This window comes from Mycobacterium sp. NPDC050041, assembly GCF_049541695.1.
Lineage (GTDB): Bacteria > Actinomycetota > Actinomycetes > Mycobacteriales > Mycobacteriaceae > Mycobacterium.
In genome coordinates this window covers 383,008-398,356 of sequence record NZ_JBMVDG010000002.1, presented here as the reverse complement: position 1 = coordinate 398,356, position 15,349 = coordinate 383,008, and the positions used below count along the sequence as shown (strand labels likewise).

Sequence of the window (15,349 nt, the reverse complement as noted above, 5' to 3'; positions counted from 1 at the left end):
CGCACTCGCGGCTCTCGACCTGTGGACAACTCCCTCACCTGACGTCGTCGGTGTCGGTGGCGGTCCGCACGCTGCAACACATGTCCGCCCCGTGCCGCCCGATCGTCGGTGCCGAAGCCATCGCAGCGCGGGTGATCCCAGAGCGGACGCTGCGCCGCAGATACCTGCAGCTCTATCCGGGCGTCTACGTGCCGACGGGCTCCGAGCCGTCCGCACGTGAGCGCGCCGAGGCGGCCTGGCTGTGGTCCAAGCGCCGAGGGGTCGTCGCCGGCCTGTCCGCAGCAGCGATGCTCGGGACCAAATGGATCGACGGGCGGCAGCCGGCCGAGCTGGTCCACGACAATCGCAAGACACCGCCGATGCTGATCGTCCGTTCCGACGTACTCCTCGACGATGAGCGCGTCGAGGTCGACCGCATGGCGGTGACCAGTCCGGCGCGTACGGCATTCGACATCGGGCGGCACACCATCCACCGCGTTCAGGCTGTTCAGCGGCTCGACGCGCTGGCCGCGGCCACGAGGCTCGACCCTGCGGCCGTCGAGGGGTTGGCGGCGGCGCACCCCGGCGTGCGCGGCCTCCGGCGATTGCGCGCCGTCCTGCCACTGGTCGACGGCGGCGCCGAGTCGCCGCAAGGGACCGTTGCGCGGCTCGCACTGGTCGATGCCGGGCTGCCTGCACCCCGAACCCAAGTCAATGTCTTCGACGAATGGGGGACGTTCGTCGCCCGGTTGGATCTGGCCTACGAAAGGGTCAAGGTCGGCATCGAGTACGACGGTCCGCAGCACTGGACGGACCCCGCCGTGCGACAACGGGACATCGACAAGCAGTTCGACTTGACGGCACTGGGCTGGAACGTGATTCGTGTGAGCCGCGACCTGCTCCGCTACCGCCGCGCGACCTACGTGCTGCGGGTCGAGGAGGCGCTGCGGGCTCGCGGCCGGCCCGAGTGTGACCCTCACGACGGAATCGGGCCGAAATCGTCGTGACGTTCACACTCGGCGACCTCGAGGACGCTAGACGGCGACGGCGGCGCCGCAGATGCCGCACGCCTCGAACTGCCTGCGCTTCCACCGCGCGACCGGCACGAAGAACAGCGTGAACTGCTTGAACTCCCGCATCCGCGCCCACTGCGTGGTGTTGCCGCAGCGCGGGCAGGTCCGGACGCTGCCGGCGCCGAGGTGCTGCTGTTTGGTGCCGAAGCCGAAGATGAAGAGCACGACACCAGCGTAGGTGGCGCTGCGGCGGGCTCCGATCCACCCGCGATGTCCAATCGCCGATGTAGCGCGCCGGGCGTTCCTAGACTCGGCGACCATGAAGATGGACGCCGCGGTCCTGTGGGAAGTCAATGGCGACTGGACGGTGGAGGAGGTCGACCTCGACCCACCGCAGGACGGCGAGATCCTCGTCTCGTTCGAGGCGACCGGGCTGTGCCACTCCGACCACCACGGCCGCACCGGCGACTTCCCGAGCCCGATGCCCGTGATCGGCGGCCACGAGGGCGCGGGCATCGTGCAGGAGGTCGGCCCGGGCGTCCGCGACCTCAAACCCGGCGATCACGTGGTGGCGTCGTTCCTGCCCGCGTGCGGTCGCTGCCGGTGGTGCGCCAGCGGCAGGCAGAACCTCTGCGACCTGGGCGCGCACATCCTCAACGGCACCCAGCTCGACGGCACCTACCGGCGGCACATCGGTGATGTGGACGTCAACGTCGCGCTGCTGCTCGGCACGTTCGCCCAGTACGGCGTGGTCTCCGAGGCGTCGGTGGTCAAGATCGACGACGACCTGCCGCTGTCGCGGGCCTGCCTGATCGGCTGCGGCGTGACCACCGGCTGGGGCTCCGCGGTCAACACCGCGGACGTCCGGCCCGGCGACACCGTGGTGGTCATCGGCCTCGGCGGGGTCGGCAGCGGCGCGGTCCAGGGCGCCCGGTTGGCCGGCGCGGAGCGGATCGTCGTCGTCGACATCGTCGCCGACAAGCGGGAGAAGGCCCACGAGTTCGGCGCCACGCACTTCGCGACGTCGATGGCGGAGGCCACCGCGCTGGTGGCGGACCTGACCAAGGGCGTCATGGCCGACTCGGCGATCCTCACCGTCGGGCTCGTCGAAGGGCCGATGATCGGCGAGGCCCTCGAGATCATCCGCAAGGGCGGTGCGGTGGTGCTCACCGGCATCGCCGCGATGGCCGACGTGACGCCGACACTGCCGATGGCGATGTTCACGCTGTTCCAGAAGCGGCTGCTGGGCAGCCTGTACGGCGAGGCGAATCCGCGCGCCGACATCCCGCGGCTGCTGAGCCTGTACCGCACGGGGCAGCTGCTGCTCGACGAGACGGTCACCCATGAATACAAGCTCGGCGAGATCAACGAGGCCTACGACGACATGCTCGCCGGACGGATCATCCGCGGTGTGGTGGTGCACGACCACTAGCCACTGAGCAGAACGCGCACAACTCGCAGATCGCCCGCTACGCGGGTTGTGCGCGCAACCGCGACGCGCGTCGGCGCCGCCCATAACTTCAGCGCATGACCACACTGACCAGGCCGGCGTCCATGAAGCGCGTGGCCGTCGCGAGCTATGTGGGCTCGGCGATCGAGTACTACGACTTCTACGTCTACGGCACCGCCGCGGCGCTGGTGTTCCCCAGGGTGTTCTTCCCGCACCTCGGCCCGACGATGGCGACGGTGGCGTCGATGGCCACTTTCGCGGCGGCCTTCGTCTCGCGTCCGGCCGGCGCGGCGTTCTTCGGTCACTTCGGTGATCGGTTGGGCCGCAAGGCGACGCTGACCGCGACGCTGCTCATCATGGGCCTGTCGACGGTCGCGGTCGGGTTGGTGCCCGGCGCCGCGACCATCGGTGTGGCGGCGCCGGTGATCCTGCTGGCCTTGCGACTCGCCCAGGGCTTCGCCGTCGGCGGGGAGTGGGCGGGCGCCGCGCTGCTGGCCACCGAACACGCGCCCGCCGGATCGCGCGGCCGGTACGGCATGTTCACCTCGCTGGGCGCGGGCAGCGGATTGACGTTGAGCAGCCTGGTGTTCCTCGCCGTCAACTCGACGATCGGCGAGACCAGCCACGCGTTCCTCGACTGGGCGTGGCGAGTGCCGTTCCTGTTCAGCGTCGTACTGGTCGCGATCGCGCTGTACGTACGCCTCAACGTCGCCGAGACGCCGGTGTTCGCCGAACAGCTGTCCCACGGTGGACCCGCGAGGACTCCCGTCGCCGCCCTGTTCACCCATCAGCGCCGTGAGGTGCTGCTGGCCGCGGGCAGCATGGTCGGATTCTTCGCGTTCGGCTACATCGCGAACGCCTATCTGACCGGTTACGCCCACACCGGACTGGGCTTCTCCCCCGACCTGATCCTGAGCGTCAACGTGCTCGGCGGTATCACGGCGATGACGTTCTGCGCCCTGTCGGCGATCGCCTGCGACCGCTTCGGGCGCAGGCGCGTCATCATGGCTGCGTTCGCCGCGGGCGTGCCGTGGGCGTTCGTGCTCTTCCCGCTCGTCGACACCGGCAACACGGTCTGGTACACCCTTGCGATCGTCGGCACCTACGCGATCGCCGGTGCGTCCTACGGCCCGATGGGGGCCTTCATCACCGAGACGTTCGCGACCCGCTACCGCTACAGCGGCGCGGGTCTCGCGCTCAACATCGCCGGACTGGTCGGCGGGGCGATACCGCCGCTGATCGCGGCACCGCTCACGGCCACCTTCGGCGCCGTCGGCATCGGCACGCTGCTCGGAGTCCTCGTCGTCACCAGCCTCGTCAGCACCTACCTACTGCCCGAGACGATGGGCGCCGCGATGAGCACAACGCACGAAAGCAGTTAATCGCCCACTTCGGCGACTTGTGCGCACAAGCGGGCCACACCGCACGCAGCGTCCTAGGTTCAGATCAGCAGCACACGCAAAGGCACTCAGAGGCAGGGAGTTTCGACATGGTCGCACTGGGCAACATCAATGGCTGGCAGCCGTCGGACGGCCCGGTCACTACCTGGATGGCCTCACCCGCCTCGCGCGCCGCCGCCAAGGCCGCCCGCCGCAGTGACATCCCGCCGACGTACCAGCGGGCGCATCACCTCCGGAAGGCCTACGACAGCAAGGCCTCCGGCCGGCAGCTCCCCCGCCTGATGGTGGTGGCCTGGGACATTCATGGCGTCTGCGACATCGCGGCGATGACGACCGCGATCAATGCGCACGTCCGCAGGCACGACGCGTACCACGACTGGTTCGAGTACACCGACGGCGCCTTCGTGCGCCGCACGATCGACGATCCCGAGGCGATCGAGCTCGTCTCGGTGGAATTCGGCTACATGACCGAAGAGCAGGTGCGATCGCACGCGCTGACGACGACACCCGAGACGCTGCAGTGGGATTGCTTCACCTTCGGCATCGTGCAGCACGCCGGGTATTTCACGTTCTACGCCAGCATCGACCATCTCCACATCGACGGCACCTCGGCCGGGCTGATCTTTTTCGACATCCACCTGCTCTACCACCACCTCGCATCGGGTGACGGACAGGTGGACGGCACCCTCGCCCCGGTGAGCAGCTACCGCGACTTCGCCGTCCGCCAGCACGCCGCGCTGGACGCCCTGACCGAGTCCTCGGCCGAGGTCGAAGAATGGATCGACTTCGCGCAGGACGCCGACGGCGACTGGCCGAGCTTCCCCCTGCCGATCGGTGAGACCCACGGCGACAACACGGGCAGCTTCGTGACGGTCGAGATGTTGAACGACACCGCCACCGAGGCGTTCGACACCGCGTGCCAGGCCGCGGGCGCCCGATTCGTCGGCGGCATGATGGCCTGCGCCGCGATCGCCGAGCGTGAATTGGCGGGAACCGGGATCTTCCGCGGCTTCACGCCCTACGACACCCGCACACCGGGCGTCGACGCGATGACGGTGGGCTGGTTCGCCAGCCTGTTCCCCGTCACCGTGCCGTCCGCGAGCCGGGTGTTCTCCGACGCTGCCCGTGCAGCCCAGGCATCGTTCGACGCGGCCAAGCACCTCGCAGGCGTGCCGATCGACCGCATGCTCGAGCTGGCGGCAGCGGCGGGCATCGATATCAAGCCGCCTGGGCGACCGCTGATGATGCTGTCCTACATGGACTTCCGCAAGATCCCTGTCGCCGCCCTGTGGGACGAGACCAACTTCGGCACCTACGGTGACAACCTGAACTACGGCGAGATCAACATCTGGATCAACCGGCACGCCACCAAGACCACCATCACCGTGTCATATCCGGACAACGCCGTCGCGCGGAAGTCTGTGCACCGCTACATCGCGACCCTGAGCCGGGCGTTCGCGGACGCCGCGCAGACCACCGTGGAGTGGATCGAGCAGGTCGCCCATCACGCCAACACCAGCGACTCGTGCGTCGTGTGCACGGGCGCGAACTGAGAGGAATGCAGCAGACATGGGCGCCGAAGAGCAGAACAACGTACTGGACCTGGTGGATCACACCATCTTCAGCCTCGAGCGGGCGGCGGGCACCACCAGCCTGATCCAGTGCGTGTGGGTGTACGACCGGCCGGTCGACATCGCCGGACTGCGGCGCTTTCACGATCATCTGCGGCGGGGCCGGCTGGCGCGTCGCGTCGAGGTGTCCCCGTTGCCGTTCGGCCGGTACCGCTGGGTCTCCCCCGGTGGAAGCTCCCCGTTGGAGGTCGCCGCGACGCCGCGGCCCCGCGCCGCGTTCGACGGTTGGCTGGCCGAGCAGGCCGATACCGCGCTGGACGCCGAACACGGACCCGGATGGCATCTCGCCGTGCTGCCGTTCACCGACGGCGGCACCGGGATCAGTCTGGTCGCCTCACACTGTGTCACCGACGCGGTCGGCCTGTGCGAGGCGGTTGCGGATGCCGCATCCGGCACCGAGGCGACGGTGAATTGGCCGTCGGCTCAGTCGCGTACGCGCTGGCGTGCCATCCGCGAGGATGCCGGTCAGACCCTACGCGACGTGCCGGCCGTTGCCCGTGCCGCCGCCGCGGCGGCCCGATTCATCAGGAGCGGCCCGGGCACAGCGGAGCCGGTCGCCGCCGCGGCGGAGGTCGACGAACCCGTCACCGTTCCGGCGAGCACGGTCTTCGTCGACGCCGACGAGTGGGATGCCCGCGCGAACGCGCTGGGAGGCACCAGCAATACGCTGCTCGCGGCCGTCGCCGCCCGCCTCGCCCAGCGGGTGGACCGCATCGCCGCGGACGGTTCGGTCACGCTGACGATGCCGATCAGCAGGCGTTGCGCCGGTGACACCCGCGCCAACGCGATCACGAACGTCGACATCGCCGTCGACCCCTCCGCCGCGGCGACGGATCTGCGCCCGATCCGTGCCGCCACCAAGAACGCGCTGACACGCTCGGCGCAGCAGCCGGACCAGCGGTGGACACTGCTGCCGCTGATCCCGCTCACCCCCGAGCGCCTCCGCAGGCAATGGGTGGGCGCGGCCACCAACAGTGCGGCGAGCGTCGGCGCATCCAACGTCGGCCTCGTCGCCCCCGCCGTCATCCGTCCCGACGGCACCGACGCCGGCCACTTCGCCATGCGATCGCTGCAGTCGGGAATGACCACGGCGATGATGCGACGGCAGGGCGGCGTGCTGTCGGTGCTGTCCGGACGCGCCGGTGACCGGGTCTTCGTCTCGGTGGTTGGCTATCAGCCACAGCATCCGGAGTCGGATGCATCGCTGCAGCAGCACATCTCGGATGCCCTCAGCGACTTCGCGCTGACGCCGACCGCTGGATGGCACCGGACGACGGCCGCTGCGCACAATGCGCACAACCGCGAAAATCGAGACTAATCCCGACTATCGCCCACAACCGCGACTCTCGCTCCGGCCCGCCGTAGGTTCGATCTCACTGAACGAATTCAGTTCACCGGAAGGGACTTACGGAAAATGAGCAACGTTCTCGACCTCTACGACCAGACGACCTTCGCCGGTGAGCGCGCGACCGGAACCACCAACATGCTGCAGTGCATCTGGGTGTACGACCGCGCCCTCGACATGGACGGGCTGCAGCGCTTCTACCGCAATCTCCAGCGGGGCCGGCTGTCGCGCCGTATCGAATCGTCTCCCCTACCGTTCGGCCGCCACCGCTGGGTGTCGGCGAGCGGCCGCTCGACCCTGGAGATCGTCGAGACGCCGCGGCCGCGCGAAGATCTCGACGCATGGTCGGCCGAGCAGACCGCGACCGTCCTCGACGCCGAAGACGGGCCCGAATGGCACCTCGCCGCAATGCCCCTCACCGACGGCGGCGCCGTCGTGAGCCTGGTCATCTCCCACTGCCTGACCGACGGTGTGGGGCTGTGCGAGGCGCTGGCGGACGCGGCATGCGGTCGACACGACCCGATCACCTGGCCGGCGGCCGGGAAGCGACCGCTGTGGAAGGCGCTGGCCGAGGACGCCCGCCGGACCGCACGGGACCTCCCGGACATCGGCCGCGCCGCCGTCTCCGCGGCACGCTTCGCCACGCGCAGCAGTACCTCCGACGCGGCCGCGGCGCCGTCCACCGGGTCCGACGACGTCATCACCTTTCCGAAGGCCACCATCTTCATCGACGCCGACGACTGGGACAGGCGCGCGGCGTCGCTCGGGGGCACCAGCAACGGGCTGCTCGCCGGATTCGCGGCGCACCTGGCCCAACGAATGGGACGCGTCACCCCCGCTGGCGCAGTCGATCTCACGTTGCCCGTCAACCGGCGTGAAGCCGGCGACACCCGCGCCAACGCCATCACCAACGTCGACTTCACCGTCGATCCCACACCGGTGACGACGGATCTGCGCGGCATCCGGGCGGCGATCAAAGAAGCGCTGACCCGCTCCCAGGAGGCGCCCAACGAGCGGTTCGCACTGCTGCCCCTGGCTCCGCTGCTCCCGCAGTGGCTGATCCGGAGGGTGGTGAGCGTGTCGGCCGGCAGCCCCACCAGCGTCGTCTCGTCGAACCTCGGCGACGTCGACCCGGCCGCCCACCGGCCGGACGGCACGCCCGCCGACCGCTTCGTCATGAGATCACTGGGCAAGGGAGTGACCGAAGCGGTCATGCACCGCCTCGGCGGCCTGCTGGTACTGCTGTCGGGACGCACGGAAGACACGGTCTTCGTCTCGGTGCTCTCCTACCAGCCGGGCAGCGACAACTCGAACGACGCCCTGCACGAACACATCTCGCATGCCCTGAACGACTTCGGTCTCGCGGCCTCCTTCGGCTTGACGGCCGGACTGTCCGAACTCTCCGCATAACCCACGATCCGGAAAAGGAATGACGACGATGAGCAACGTACTCGACCTGGTCGACCAGGCCGTCTTCGACTTCGAGCGGGCCACCGGCGCCAACAGCCGCGGCCAGGTGGTCTGGATCTACAACCGCGCCGTCGACGTCGACGGTCTGCACCGGTTTCACCACCACCTCGCCAACGGCCGGCTGTCGCGCCGCATCGAACGTTCGCCGCTGCCCTTCGGCCGGCACCGCTGGGTGTCGAGTGCGCAGTCCGACCTCGAGTTCGTGGCGACCCCTCGACCGCGTGCGGAATTCGACGCCTGGCTCACCGAACAGGCGAACCGTCCGCTGGACATCGAGCACGGATCCCCATGGCATCTGGCCGTGCTGCCCTTCACCGACGGCGGAGCCGGGGTCAGCCTGGTCGTCTCCCACACCGTCGCCGACGGCATGGGCGGCTGCCTGGCCATCATGGAGGCGGCTTCGGGCTACGACAGCGCGATCGACGCGCCCGCGGCCGGCTCGCGCCGGCGGTGGCAGGCGCTGCGCGAGGACGCCCGTCAGACCACGCGCGACATCCCGGCCGTCCGCGGGGCCTTGGTCGCCGCGGCGCGATCGGCCCGCGCGGCCCGCCGCGCCCGCACCGGTGCGACAGCACCGACCCCGCCCGCGCCGCTCACCGGAGCCGACGAACTCGTCACGCTCCCAACGGCCACCATCTTCGTCGACGCCGACGACTGGAACGCCCGCGCCGCCGAGCTGGGCGGCACCGGCAACTCACTGCTCGCGGGCGTCGCCGCCCGGCTCGCCGAACGGGCCGGACGGGTCACCCCGGAGGGGACGGTCACGTTGGGAGTCCCGGTCAACCAGCGGACCGCCGACGACACCCGCGCGAACGCGGTCACCAACGTCGACGTCACGGTCGATGCGACGCGAGCGACCTCGGACCTGAGCGAGATCCGCTCCGCGACGAAGCAGGCGCTGATCCATCGCCAGGACACGCCCGACGAGCGGATGGCCCTGCTGCCCCTGGTTCCGCTGCTTCCCAGGCGGCTCGTCCGGCGCTGGGTCAACGTGTACACGCCCAGCACCACCAGCGTGGCCTCATCGCAGCTCGGGACGGCACCCTCGATCGTCGCGAGCCCGGACGGCACCGCGGCCGACTACATGTCCCTGCTGTCGGTCTGCCCCGGCGTCACCAAGGCGACGGTGCAGCTGTCCAACGGGATGATGGCGCTGATCTCGGCCGAGGTGAACGGACGGGTCTTCATCTCCGTCCTCGCCTACCAGCCGGACAGCGTCACCACCAACATCGAACTGCGCCAAATGCTTTCGCAGATCATGGCCGACTTCGCACTGCCCGCCACCATCGGCTGGCCCACCACCGCGCCCGCAACGCACTGACCGAACCGACAGACAGGACACAGGATCATGGACAACACACTCGGCCTCTTCGACCAGGCCTTCTTCACCGGCGAACGCGTCACCGGCGCCACCGGTCTGCTGCAGACCGTATGGGTCTACGACCGCGCGATCGACCTGGACGGCGTGCGCCGGTTCCATCACCACCTGCAGCGCGGCCGGATCTCCCGCCTCATCGAACGCTCACCGCTGCCATTCGGCCGGTACCGCTGGGTCGCGGCCGACACGCACTCCGAGCTCGAGATCGTCGCGACCCCGCGGCCGCGCGAAGAATTCGACGCGTGGCTGCGCGAGCAGGCCGGCACTCCGCTGGACGCCGAACACGGCCCGGCATGGCACCTCGCGGTGCTGCCGTTCACCGACGGCGGAGCCGGTGTGAGCCTGCTGATCTCGCACAGCCTCACCGACGGTGTCGGGCTGTTCCGGGCACTGGCCGACGCGGCGTGCGGTCGCGACGACACCATCGCCTGGCCCGCCGCCGGTTCCCGTCCGCGATGGCGGGCCGTCCGCGAGGACGCCCGCCAGACCGCGCGCGACGTCCCCGCCATCGGTCGCGCCATCGTCACGGCAGCACGCATGGCCCGGCGCGCACGCACCGGCGGCCAGGGATCAGCCGCGGCGCAGACCACCGCCCCGCCCGCGCAGTTCACCGGCGACGACGAAGCCATCACACTGTCGACGGCGACGGTCTTCATCGACGCCGCCGACTGGGACGCCCGCGCCGAATCCCTCGGCGGCACGAGCAACAGCCTGCTGGCGGCCGTCGCCGCGGGCCTCGCCCGGCGCGCGGGGCGAATCACCGCGGACGGTGCGGTCACGGTCGGGATGCCCGTCAACGAGCGCACCCCGGACGACACCCGCGCCAACGCCGTGACCAACGTCGACTTCACGGTCGACCCCGCGCTCGCGACGACCGAACTGCGCGCCATCCGCGCCGCGACCAAACAGGCGATCACGCAGCGGGACGCGAATCCCGACGAGCGCTGGGTGCTGCTGCCCCTGGTGCCGCTGATCCCCCGGTGGCTGCTCAAGCGGATGGCGGGGGTGGCCGCCGGAGCCGCAACGGGTGTCGTCGCGTCCAACCTCGGTGAGGTCGACCCCGACGTCTACCGGCCCGACGGCACCGCCGCCGACAGCTTCGTCATCAAGTCCAACTGCCCCGGCATGACCCGCTCGCTCATGCACCGCACGGGCGGAATGATGGCGATGCTCGCGGGACGGGTCGGCGGACGGATCTTCCTGTCTGTCGCCGGATATCAGCCGGGTCGAACCAACTCCAACGCCGAGGTGCGCCGGCAGCTGGCGGACACGCTGAGCGACTTCTCGCTCACCGGCGTCGACACCTCGCCGGCACCGGCGGCCCGCTGAGCGCAATGCGCAGAACACCGTAATCGTCGCTTGTCGCGACTATCGCTCACAAGCGCGACCCGGGGCTACCCGGCGCCATACCTTCGCTCTACCAGCACATACCGCAGCGAAAGGTCGCACCGTGTTCACAAAGTCCGGCACCCACAGGGCCGAGTCCAAGCCGTCCGGTGACGCGTTCTCCGCGCTGGGTCGGTTCGTCGTACGCGCGCCATGGGTCATGGTCGGCGCCTGGGTCGCGCTGTTGATCGTGCTGAGTGTGTTCTGCACTCCGCTCGCGAAGGTGGTGCAGAGCCAGCAGGTGCAGCCGCTGCCGCCCGCCGCGATGGCGGCGACCAACCAGATGGCCAAGGAATTCGGCGAGTCCGCCCAGAACATCATGGTCGTCGTCCTCACCGACAACGACAAGAAGGACCTCGGACCCGCCGACGAGGCGACCTACCGCAAGGTGGCCACCACGCTGCGCGCCGACACCGACCAGGTGGCGAGTGTCCAGGACTACCTCACCACCCCGCCCCTGCGTCAGCTGATGGTCAGCAAGGACAATCAGGCGGCGTACATGGCGGTGATACTCAAGGCGCCTGCCGGCTCACCCGAGTCGTCGGCCGCTTACCGGCAGATCACCGATACCGTCAAGCACACCACCGAAGGCACCGGGCTGTCCGCCGACGTCACCGGCCAGGCCGCGATGATGGGCGACCTGTCGAACATCGGTGAGCACGACATGCACCTGATCGAACTGGCCACCATGATCCTGGTGCTGTCCATCCTGCTGGTGATCTACCGGCGTCCCGTCACGGTGCTGCTGCCGTTGATCGTGATCGGCGTCTCGGTGACGACGGCCGAAGGAGCGGTCTCGGCGCTGACCCACGCGGGTCTGAGCGTCTCACTGCTGACGATGGTGCTGATGACCACGATGGTCGCCGGCGCGGGCACCGACTACGCGGTGTTCCTGATCAGCCGGTACCACGAGTACATCGGTGACGGAATGGATTCCGACGCCGCGGTGCGGAAGGCCCTGAGTTCGATCGGCAAGGTCATCGCCGCGTCGGCGGCCACCGTCGCGGTCACGTTCCTCGGCATGATCTTCGCCAAGCTGCCCTGGTTCACCAGTGTCGGCCCGGCCCTTGCCGTCTCGATAGCCGTTGCCCTGCTGGCCGCGATCACCCTGTTGCCCGCGGTGCTCGTGCTCGCAGGCCGGCGCGGCTGGGTGAAGCCGCGGCGCTCGCTGACCGGCCGGCTGTGGCAGCGCTCGGCCGTCAACATCGTCCGCAAGCCCAAGATGCACCTGGCGGCCAGCCTGGTGGTGTTGATCTCGCTGGCGGGCTGTGCGGCGTTCCTGCATCCGACGTTCAACGACCGGCTGCAGCTCCCGCAGTCCGCGGAGAGCAACGTGGGGTTCGCGGCGATGCAGGACCACTTCTCGACGAGCGCGCTGCTGCCGCAGTACATCTACATCCACTCACCGCACGACCTGCGCTCCGCGCAGAGCCTCGCGGACATGGAGCAGATGGCGCAACGGGTGTCCCAGCTGCCGAACGTCGCCGCGGTGCGTGGGATCACCCGGCCCGACGGCAAGCCGTTGGACCAGACCAAGCTGAGCTACCAGGCCGGCCAGGTCGGCGACGCGCTGCACGGCGCATCGACGCAGATCTCGGACAAGGACCGCGATCTCGATGCGCTGACCAGTGGCGCAGACCAGTTGGCCGCCACCCTGGCCTCGGTGCGCGATCAGGTGCACAGTGCCAGTGGCTCGGTCAGCGGGCTCACCTCGACGCTGGGCCAGGTGCAGGGCCAGCTCAATGCCGCGGCCAACCTCGTCGATTCGATTCGCGGGATGGCGAATTCGAGTACCGCGGCGCTCACCCAGGCGTCCGGGACGGTGAACCAGATGCAGTCCGAGCTGAACGGGCCGCAGTGCACCGCCAATCCGCTGTGCAGCGCCGGGCGCTCCGCTCTGGGCCAGGTGATCCCCGCGAGCACTTCGACCGCCGCGCCCGGCATGCTCTCGACGGTGCAGAACCTGAGCGGCCAGCTGGACACCGCGATCAACACGCTGCGCAACGCCGCAGGCAGTGGCGCAGCGACCATCCAGTCGGAGGTCTCCCAGGTGCAGAGTGGAGCCGACCAGTTGGCCGACGGCAGTGCGAAACTGGCCGCGGGCGTGCACACCCTGGTCGACCAGACCAAGAAGATGGGTGCGGGCCTGAACCAGGCGTCCGACCTGCTGCTGTCGATGAAGCAGAACGCGACGTCGCCGGCCATGGCGGGCATGTACATCCCGAGCCAGGTGCTCGACTCGAACGACTTCAAGAAGGCGGCGCAGCTGTTCATCTCGCCCGACGGGCATTCGGCGCGGTACACGGTCGAGACGACGTTCGACCCGTTCAGCACCAACGCGATGGACCAGGTGTCGTCGATCCTGGACACCGCCCGAGGAGCACAGCCCAACACCTCGCTGTCGGACGCCACGATCTCGATGGTCGGCACCACCGCGATGTACAGCACGATCCGCAGCGACTACAACAGCGACGTGGAGCTGATCATCGCCGTCACGCTGGCCGTGGTGTTCCTCATCCTGGTGCTCCTGCTGCGGGCCCTGGTGGCACCGCTCTACCTGATCGTCTCCGTGGTGCTGTCGTTCCTCTCGGCGATGGGCGTGGGTGTGCTGTTCTTCCAGGTGCTACTCGGACAGTCGATCCACTGGAGTGTCGCGGCGACGGCATTCATCGTGCTGGTGGCCGTCGGCGCCGACTACAACCTGTTGTTGATCACCCGCATCCGCGAAGAGTCGGGATCGGGGATCCGCACCGGCATCATCCGCGCCATCCGGTCCACCGGTGGCGTCATCACATCGGCCGGGATCATCTTCGCCGCATCGATGTTCGGACTGCTGTTCGGCAGCCTCAGCACCATGGTGCAGACCGGCTTCATCATCGGTGTCGGCCTGCTGATCGACACCTTCGTGGTGCGGACGATCACGGTGCCTGCGCTGGCGACGCTGCTCGGACCGGCGAACTGGTGGCCGGCGAGGCCGGGCGCGGTGGCCCGGCACCGGAGGTGACCGGCCCCGCCGGATAGCCGCACAGGAGGGCCGCCATCGGGCGGCCCTCCTTTCGTGCGTCGGAACACTCGCTGAGCGCAATGCGCAGAAGCGTGAATTCGGGTTCAACGTGGGTTGTAAGCACAAGCGCGCCAGCATGATCGGCCGCCCGTAGGTTCAGGACATCAACGATGTCGAGGAGCCCACCATGTCGATCGCACCCGAGCACGAGCTGGCGCCCAACGCCTTTCGGGCGGATGCGTCAGGCGGCGCCGACTACGTCGAACGCGCCGTCGTCGAACGCACCGTCGTGACGAGCGACGGCGTGCGGTTGGCGATGCGTGACCACCGCGCCGACCACGCCGACGCGCCGACGGTCGTCCTGCTGCACGGCCTGCTCCTCTCGCAACAGAGCTGGGCTCCTCAGGTGTGCCGGCTGCGCCGTAGGTTCGGCGGCAGCATTCGCATCATCACCTACGACCACCGCGGCCACGGCCGATCGGCCGCCGCACCGATGCCCACCTACCGGATCGAGCGGCTGGCAACCGATCTCGCCGAAATCCTGGCGGCATCCGACATCACCGGCCCACTCACGGTCGCGGGCCACTCGATGGGCGGGATGACCGCGCTGGCGTATCTCGCCCGGCCCGCCGGCGACCGCCCCGTCGATCCGGACGCCCTCGTGCTCGTCGGCACCGCCGCCGGCGGACTCGCCGGACACGGCGTCCCGCGGCTGCTGGCGACACCCGCCACCGGAGCCCTGTTCGGACTCGTCCGCCGCATACCTGCCATGGACACGGCCGGCCAGGCGATCATGCGGCCACTGGGTGACGCACTGGCGATGTTCGCCGGCGACGACACCACGGTCAGCGGTGTCACCGCAGCAGCCGTCCGCCGAACCCTGCTCACCACGGCGGCGGGCTTCCTGCCGAGCCTGCGGAGCTACGACGTGTCCAGATCTCTCGGGAGGATCACCGCGAGGACGTTCGTCGTGAGCGGCGGCGCCGACATCCTCACCCCGGCAGTGCATTCCCGGGAGATCGCCGCCGCCATCCCGGGTGCCGTCCATCTGCACCACCCCACCGCGGGCCACCTGCTGCCGCAGGAGGCCGCCGAGTGCGTCAGCGACGTCATCGGCCGCGCGATGGAGATGCGCCGTACGTCACGGACTTCCCTGCCCGGCAGAACGAAACGGCACCTGACACTCGTCGCACACAATGCACAGAACGCGGACATCGTTGCTTGTGGCCGGTAGTGCGCACAAGCGAGAAGTGTTGACCAGCAACTCATATCGTAGAGATCAATCGAAAGACG

General features: G+C 69.2%; 11 protein-coding genes. 10 read left to right on the top strand and 1 reads right to left on the bottom strand.

All coding sequences use genetic code 11. The annotated features are described in order from the left end of the window. The first annotated feature begins 80 nt into the window (after window positions 1-80). Window positions 81-986 (top strand): hypothetical protein, encoded by a 906-nt coding sequence (locus ACPCHZ_RS07210; RefSeq protein WP_423484118.1) that lies wholly within the window; start codon window positions 81-83, stop codon window positions 984-986. Between the two features lie 27 nt (window positions 987-1,013). Here the strand turns inward: ACPCHZ_RS07210 and ACPCHZ_RS07205 are convergent, their stop codons facing one another. Further along, window positions 1,014-1,217: a zinc-ribbon domain-containing protein gene (locus tag ACPCHZ_RS07205; protein ID WP_423484117.1), complete on the bottom strand. Its 204-nt coding sequence runs from the start codon at window positions 1,215-1,217 to the stop codon at window positions 1,014-1,016. 94 nt (window positions 1,218-1,311) lie between these two features. Between ACPCHZ_RS07205 and ACPCHZ_RS07200 the strand changes: the two genes are divergently transcribed. The 9 genes from ACPCHZ_RS07200 to ACPCHZ_RS07160 all read left to right on the top strand — a co-directional run bounded on the left by ACPCHZ_RS07200 (window position 1,312) and on the right by ACPCHZ_RS07160 (window position 15,290). Then, entirely contained in the window at window positions 1,312-2,424 is a 1,113-nt protein-coding gene (locus ACPCHZ_RS07200; protein WP_423484116.1) for an NDMA-dependent alcohol dehydrogenase, read from the top strand. A gap of 95 nt (window positions 2,425-2,519) precedes the next feature. Then, on the top strand, window positions 2,520-3,824 hold the full coding sequence (locus tag ACPCHZ_RS07195; RefSeq protein WP_423484115.1) for an MFS transporter: 1,305 nt from the start codon (window positions 2,520-2,522) through the stop codon (window positions 3,822-3,824). Between the two features lie 107 nt (window positions 3,825-3,931). Beyond that, complete coding sequence (locus tag ACPCHZ_RS07190; RefSeq protein WP_423484114.1) at window positions 3,932-5,395, top strand: condensation domain-containing protein; 1,464 nt, start codon at window positions 3,932-3,934, stop codon at window positions 5,393-5,395. Between the two features lie 16 nt (window positions 5,396-5,411). Beyond that, window positions 5,412-6,791, top strand: coding sequence for a hypothetical protein (locus tag ACPCHZ_RS07185; protein ID WP_423484113.1), 1,380 nt, complete (start codon window positions 5,412-5,414; stop codon window positions 6,789-6,791). Window positions 6,792-6,887: 96 nt separating this feature from the next. Then, window positions 6,888-8,228, top strand: a complete 1,341-nt coding sequence (locus ACPCHZ_RS07180) for a hypothetical protein (RefSeq protein WP_423484112.1) — start codon at window positions 6,888-6,890, stop codon at window positions 8,226-8,228. 28 nt (window positions 8,229-8,256) lie between these two features. Continuing rightward, on the top strand, window positions 8,257-9,609 hold the full coding sequence (locus ACPCHZ_RS07175) for a hypothetical protein (RefSeq protein ID WP_423484111.1): 1,353 nt from the start codon (window positions 8,257-8,259) through the stop codon (window positions 9,607-9,609). Between the two features lie 27 nt (window positions 9,610-9,636). Next, window positions 9,637-10,995 (top strand): hypothetical protein, encoded by a 1,359-nt coding sequence (locus ACPCHZ_RS07170; RefSeq protein WP_423484110.1) that lies wholly within the window; start codon window positions 9,637-9,639, stop codon window positions 10,993-10,995. A gap of 121 nt (window positions 10,996-11,116) precedes the next feature. Beyond that, window positions 11,117-14,056: an RND family transporter gene (locus tag ACPCHZ_RS07165; RefSeq protein ID WP_423484109.1), complete on the top strand. Its 2,940-nt coding sequence runs from the start codon at window positions 11,117-11,119 to the stop codon at window positions 14,054-14,056. 187 nt (window positions 14,057-14,243) lie between these two features. Beyond that, a complete protein-coding gene (locus tag ACPCHZ_RS07160) occupies window positions 14,244-15,290 on the top strand; it encodes an alpha/beta fold hydrolase (RefSeq protein ID WP_423484108.1) in 1,047 nt (348 codons plus the stop codon). The last annotated feature ends 59 nt before the right edge of the window (window positions 15,291-15,349 follow it).

Excerpts from the sequence above, each read along its gene's own strand:
- ACPCHZ_RS07180 (WP_423484112.1), top strand. The coding sequence starts at position 6,888 with ATGAGCAACGTTCTCGACCTCTACGACCAGACGACCTTCGCCGGTGAG.
- ACPCHZ_RS07195 (WP_423484115.1), top strand. The coding sequence starts at position 2,520 with ATGACCACACTGACCAGGCCGGCGTCCATGAAGCGCGTGGCCGTCGCG.
- ACPCHZ_RS07200 (WP_423484116.1), top strand. The coding sequence starts at position 1,312 with ATGAAGATGGACGCCGCGGTCCTGTGGGAAGTCAATGGCGACTGGACG.
- ACPCHZ_RS07160 (WP_423484108.1), top strand. The coding sequence starts at position 14,244 with ATGTCGATCGCACCCGAGCACGAGCTGGCGCCCAACGCCTTTCGGGCG.
- ACPCHZ_RS07185 (WP_423484113.1), top strand. The coding sequence starts at position 5,412 with ATGGGCGCCGAAGAGCAGAACAACGTACTGGACCTGGTGGATCACACC.
- ACPCHZ_RS07175 (WP_423484111.1), top strand. The coding sequence starts at position 8,257 with ATGAGCAACGTACTCGACCTGGTCGACCAGGCCGTCTTCGACTTCGAG.
- ACPCHZ_RS07210 (WP_423484118.1), top strand. The coding sequence starts at position 81 with ATGTCCGCCCCGTGCCGCCCGATCGTCGGTGCCGAAGCCATCGCAGCG.
- ACPCHZ_RS07170 (WP_423484110.1), top strand. The coding sequence starts at position 9,637 with ATGGACAACACACTCGGCCTCTTCGACCAGGCCTTCTTCACCGGCGAA.
- ACPCHZ_RS07190 (WP_423484114.1), top strand. The coding sequence starts at position 3,932 with ATGGTCGCACTGGGCAACATCAATGGCTGGCAGCCGTCGGACGGCCCG.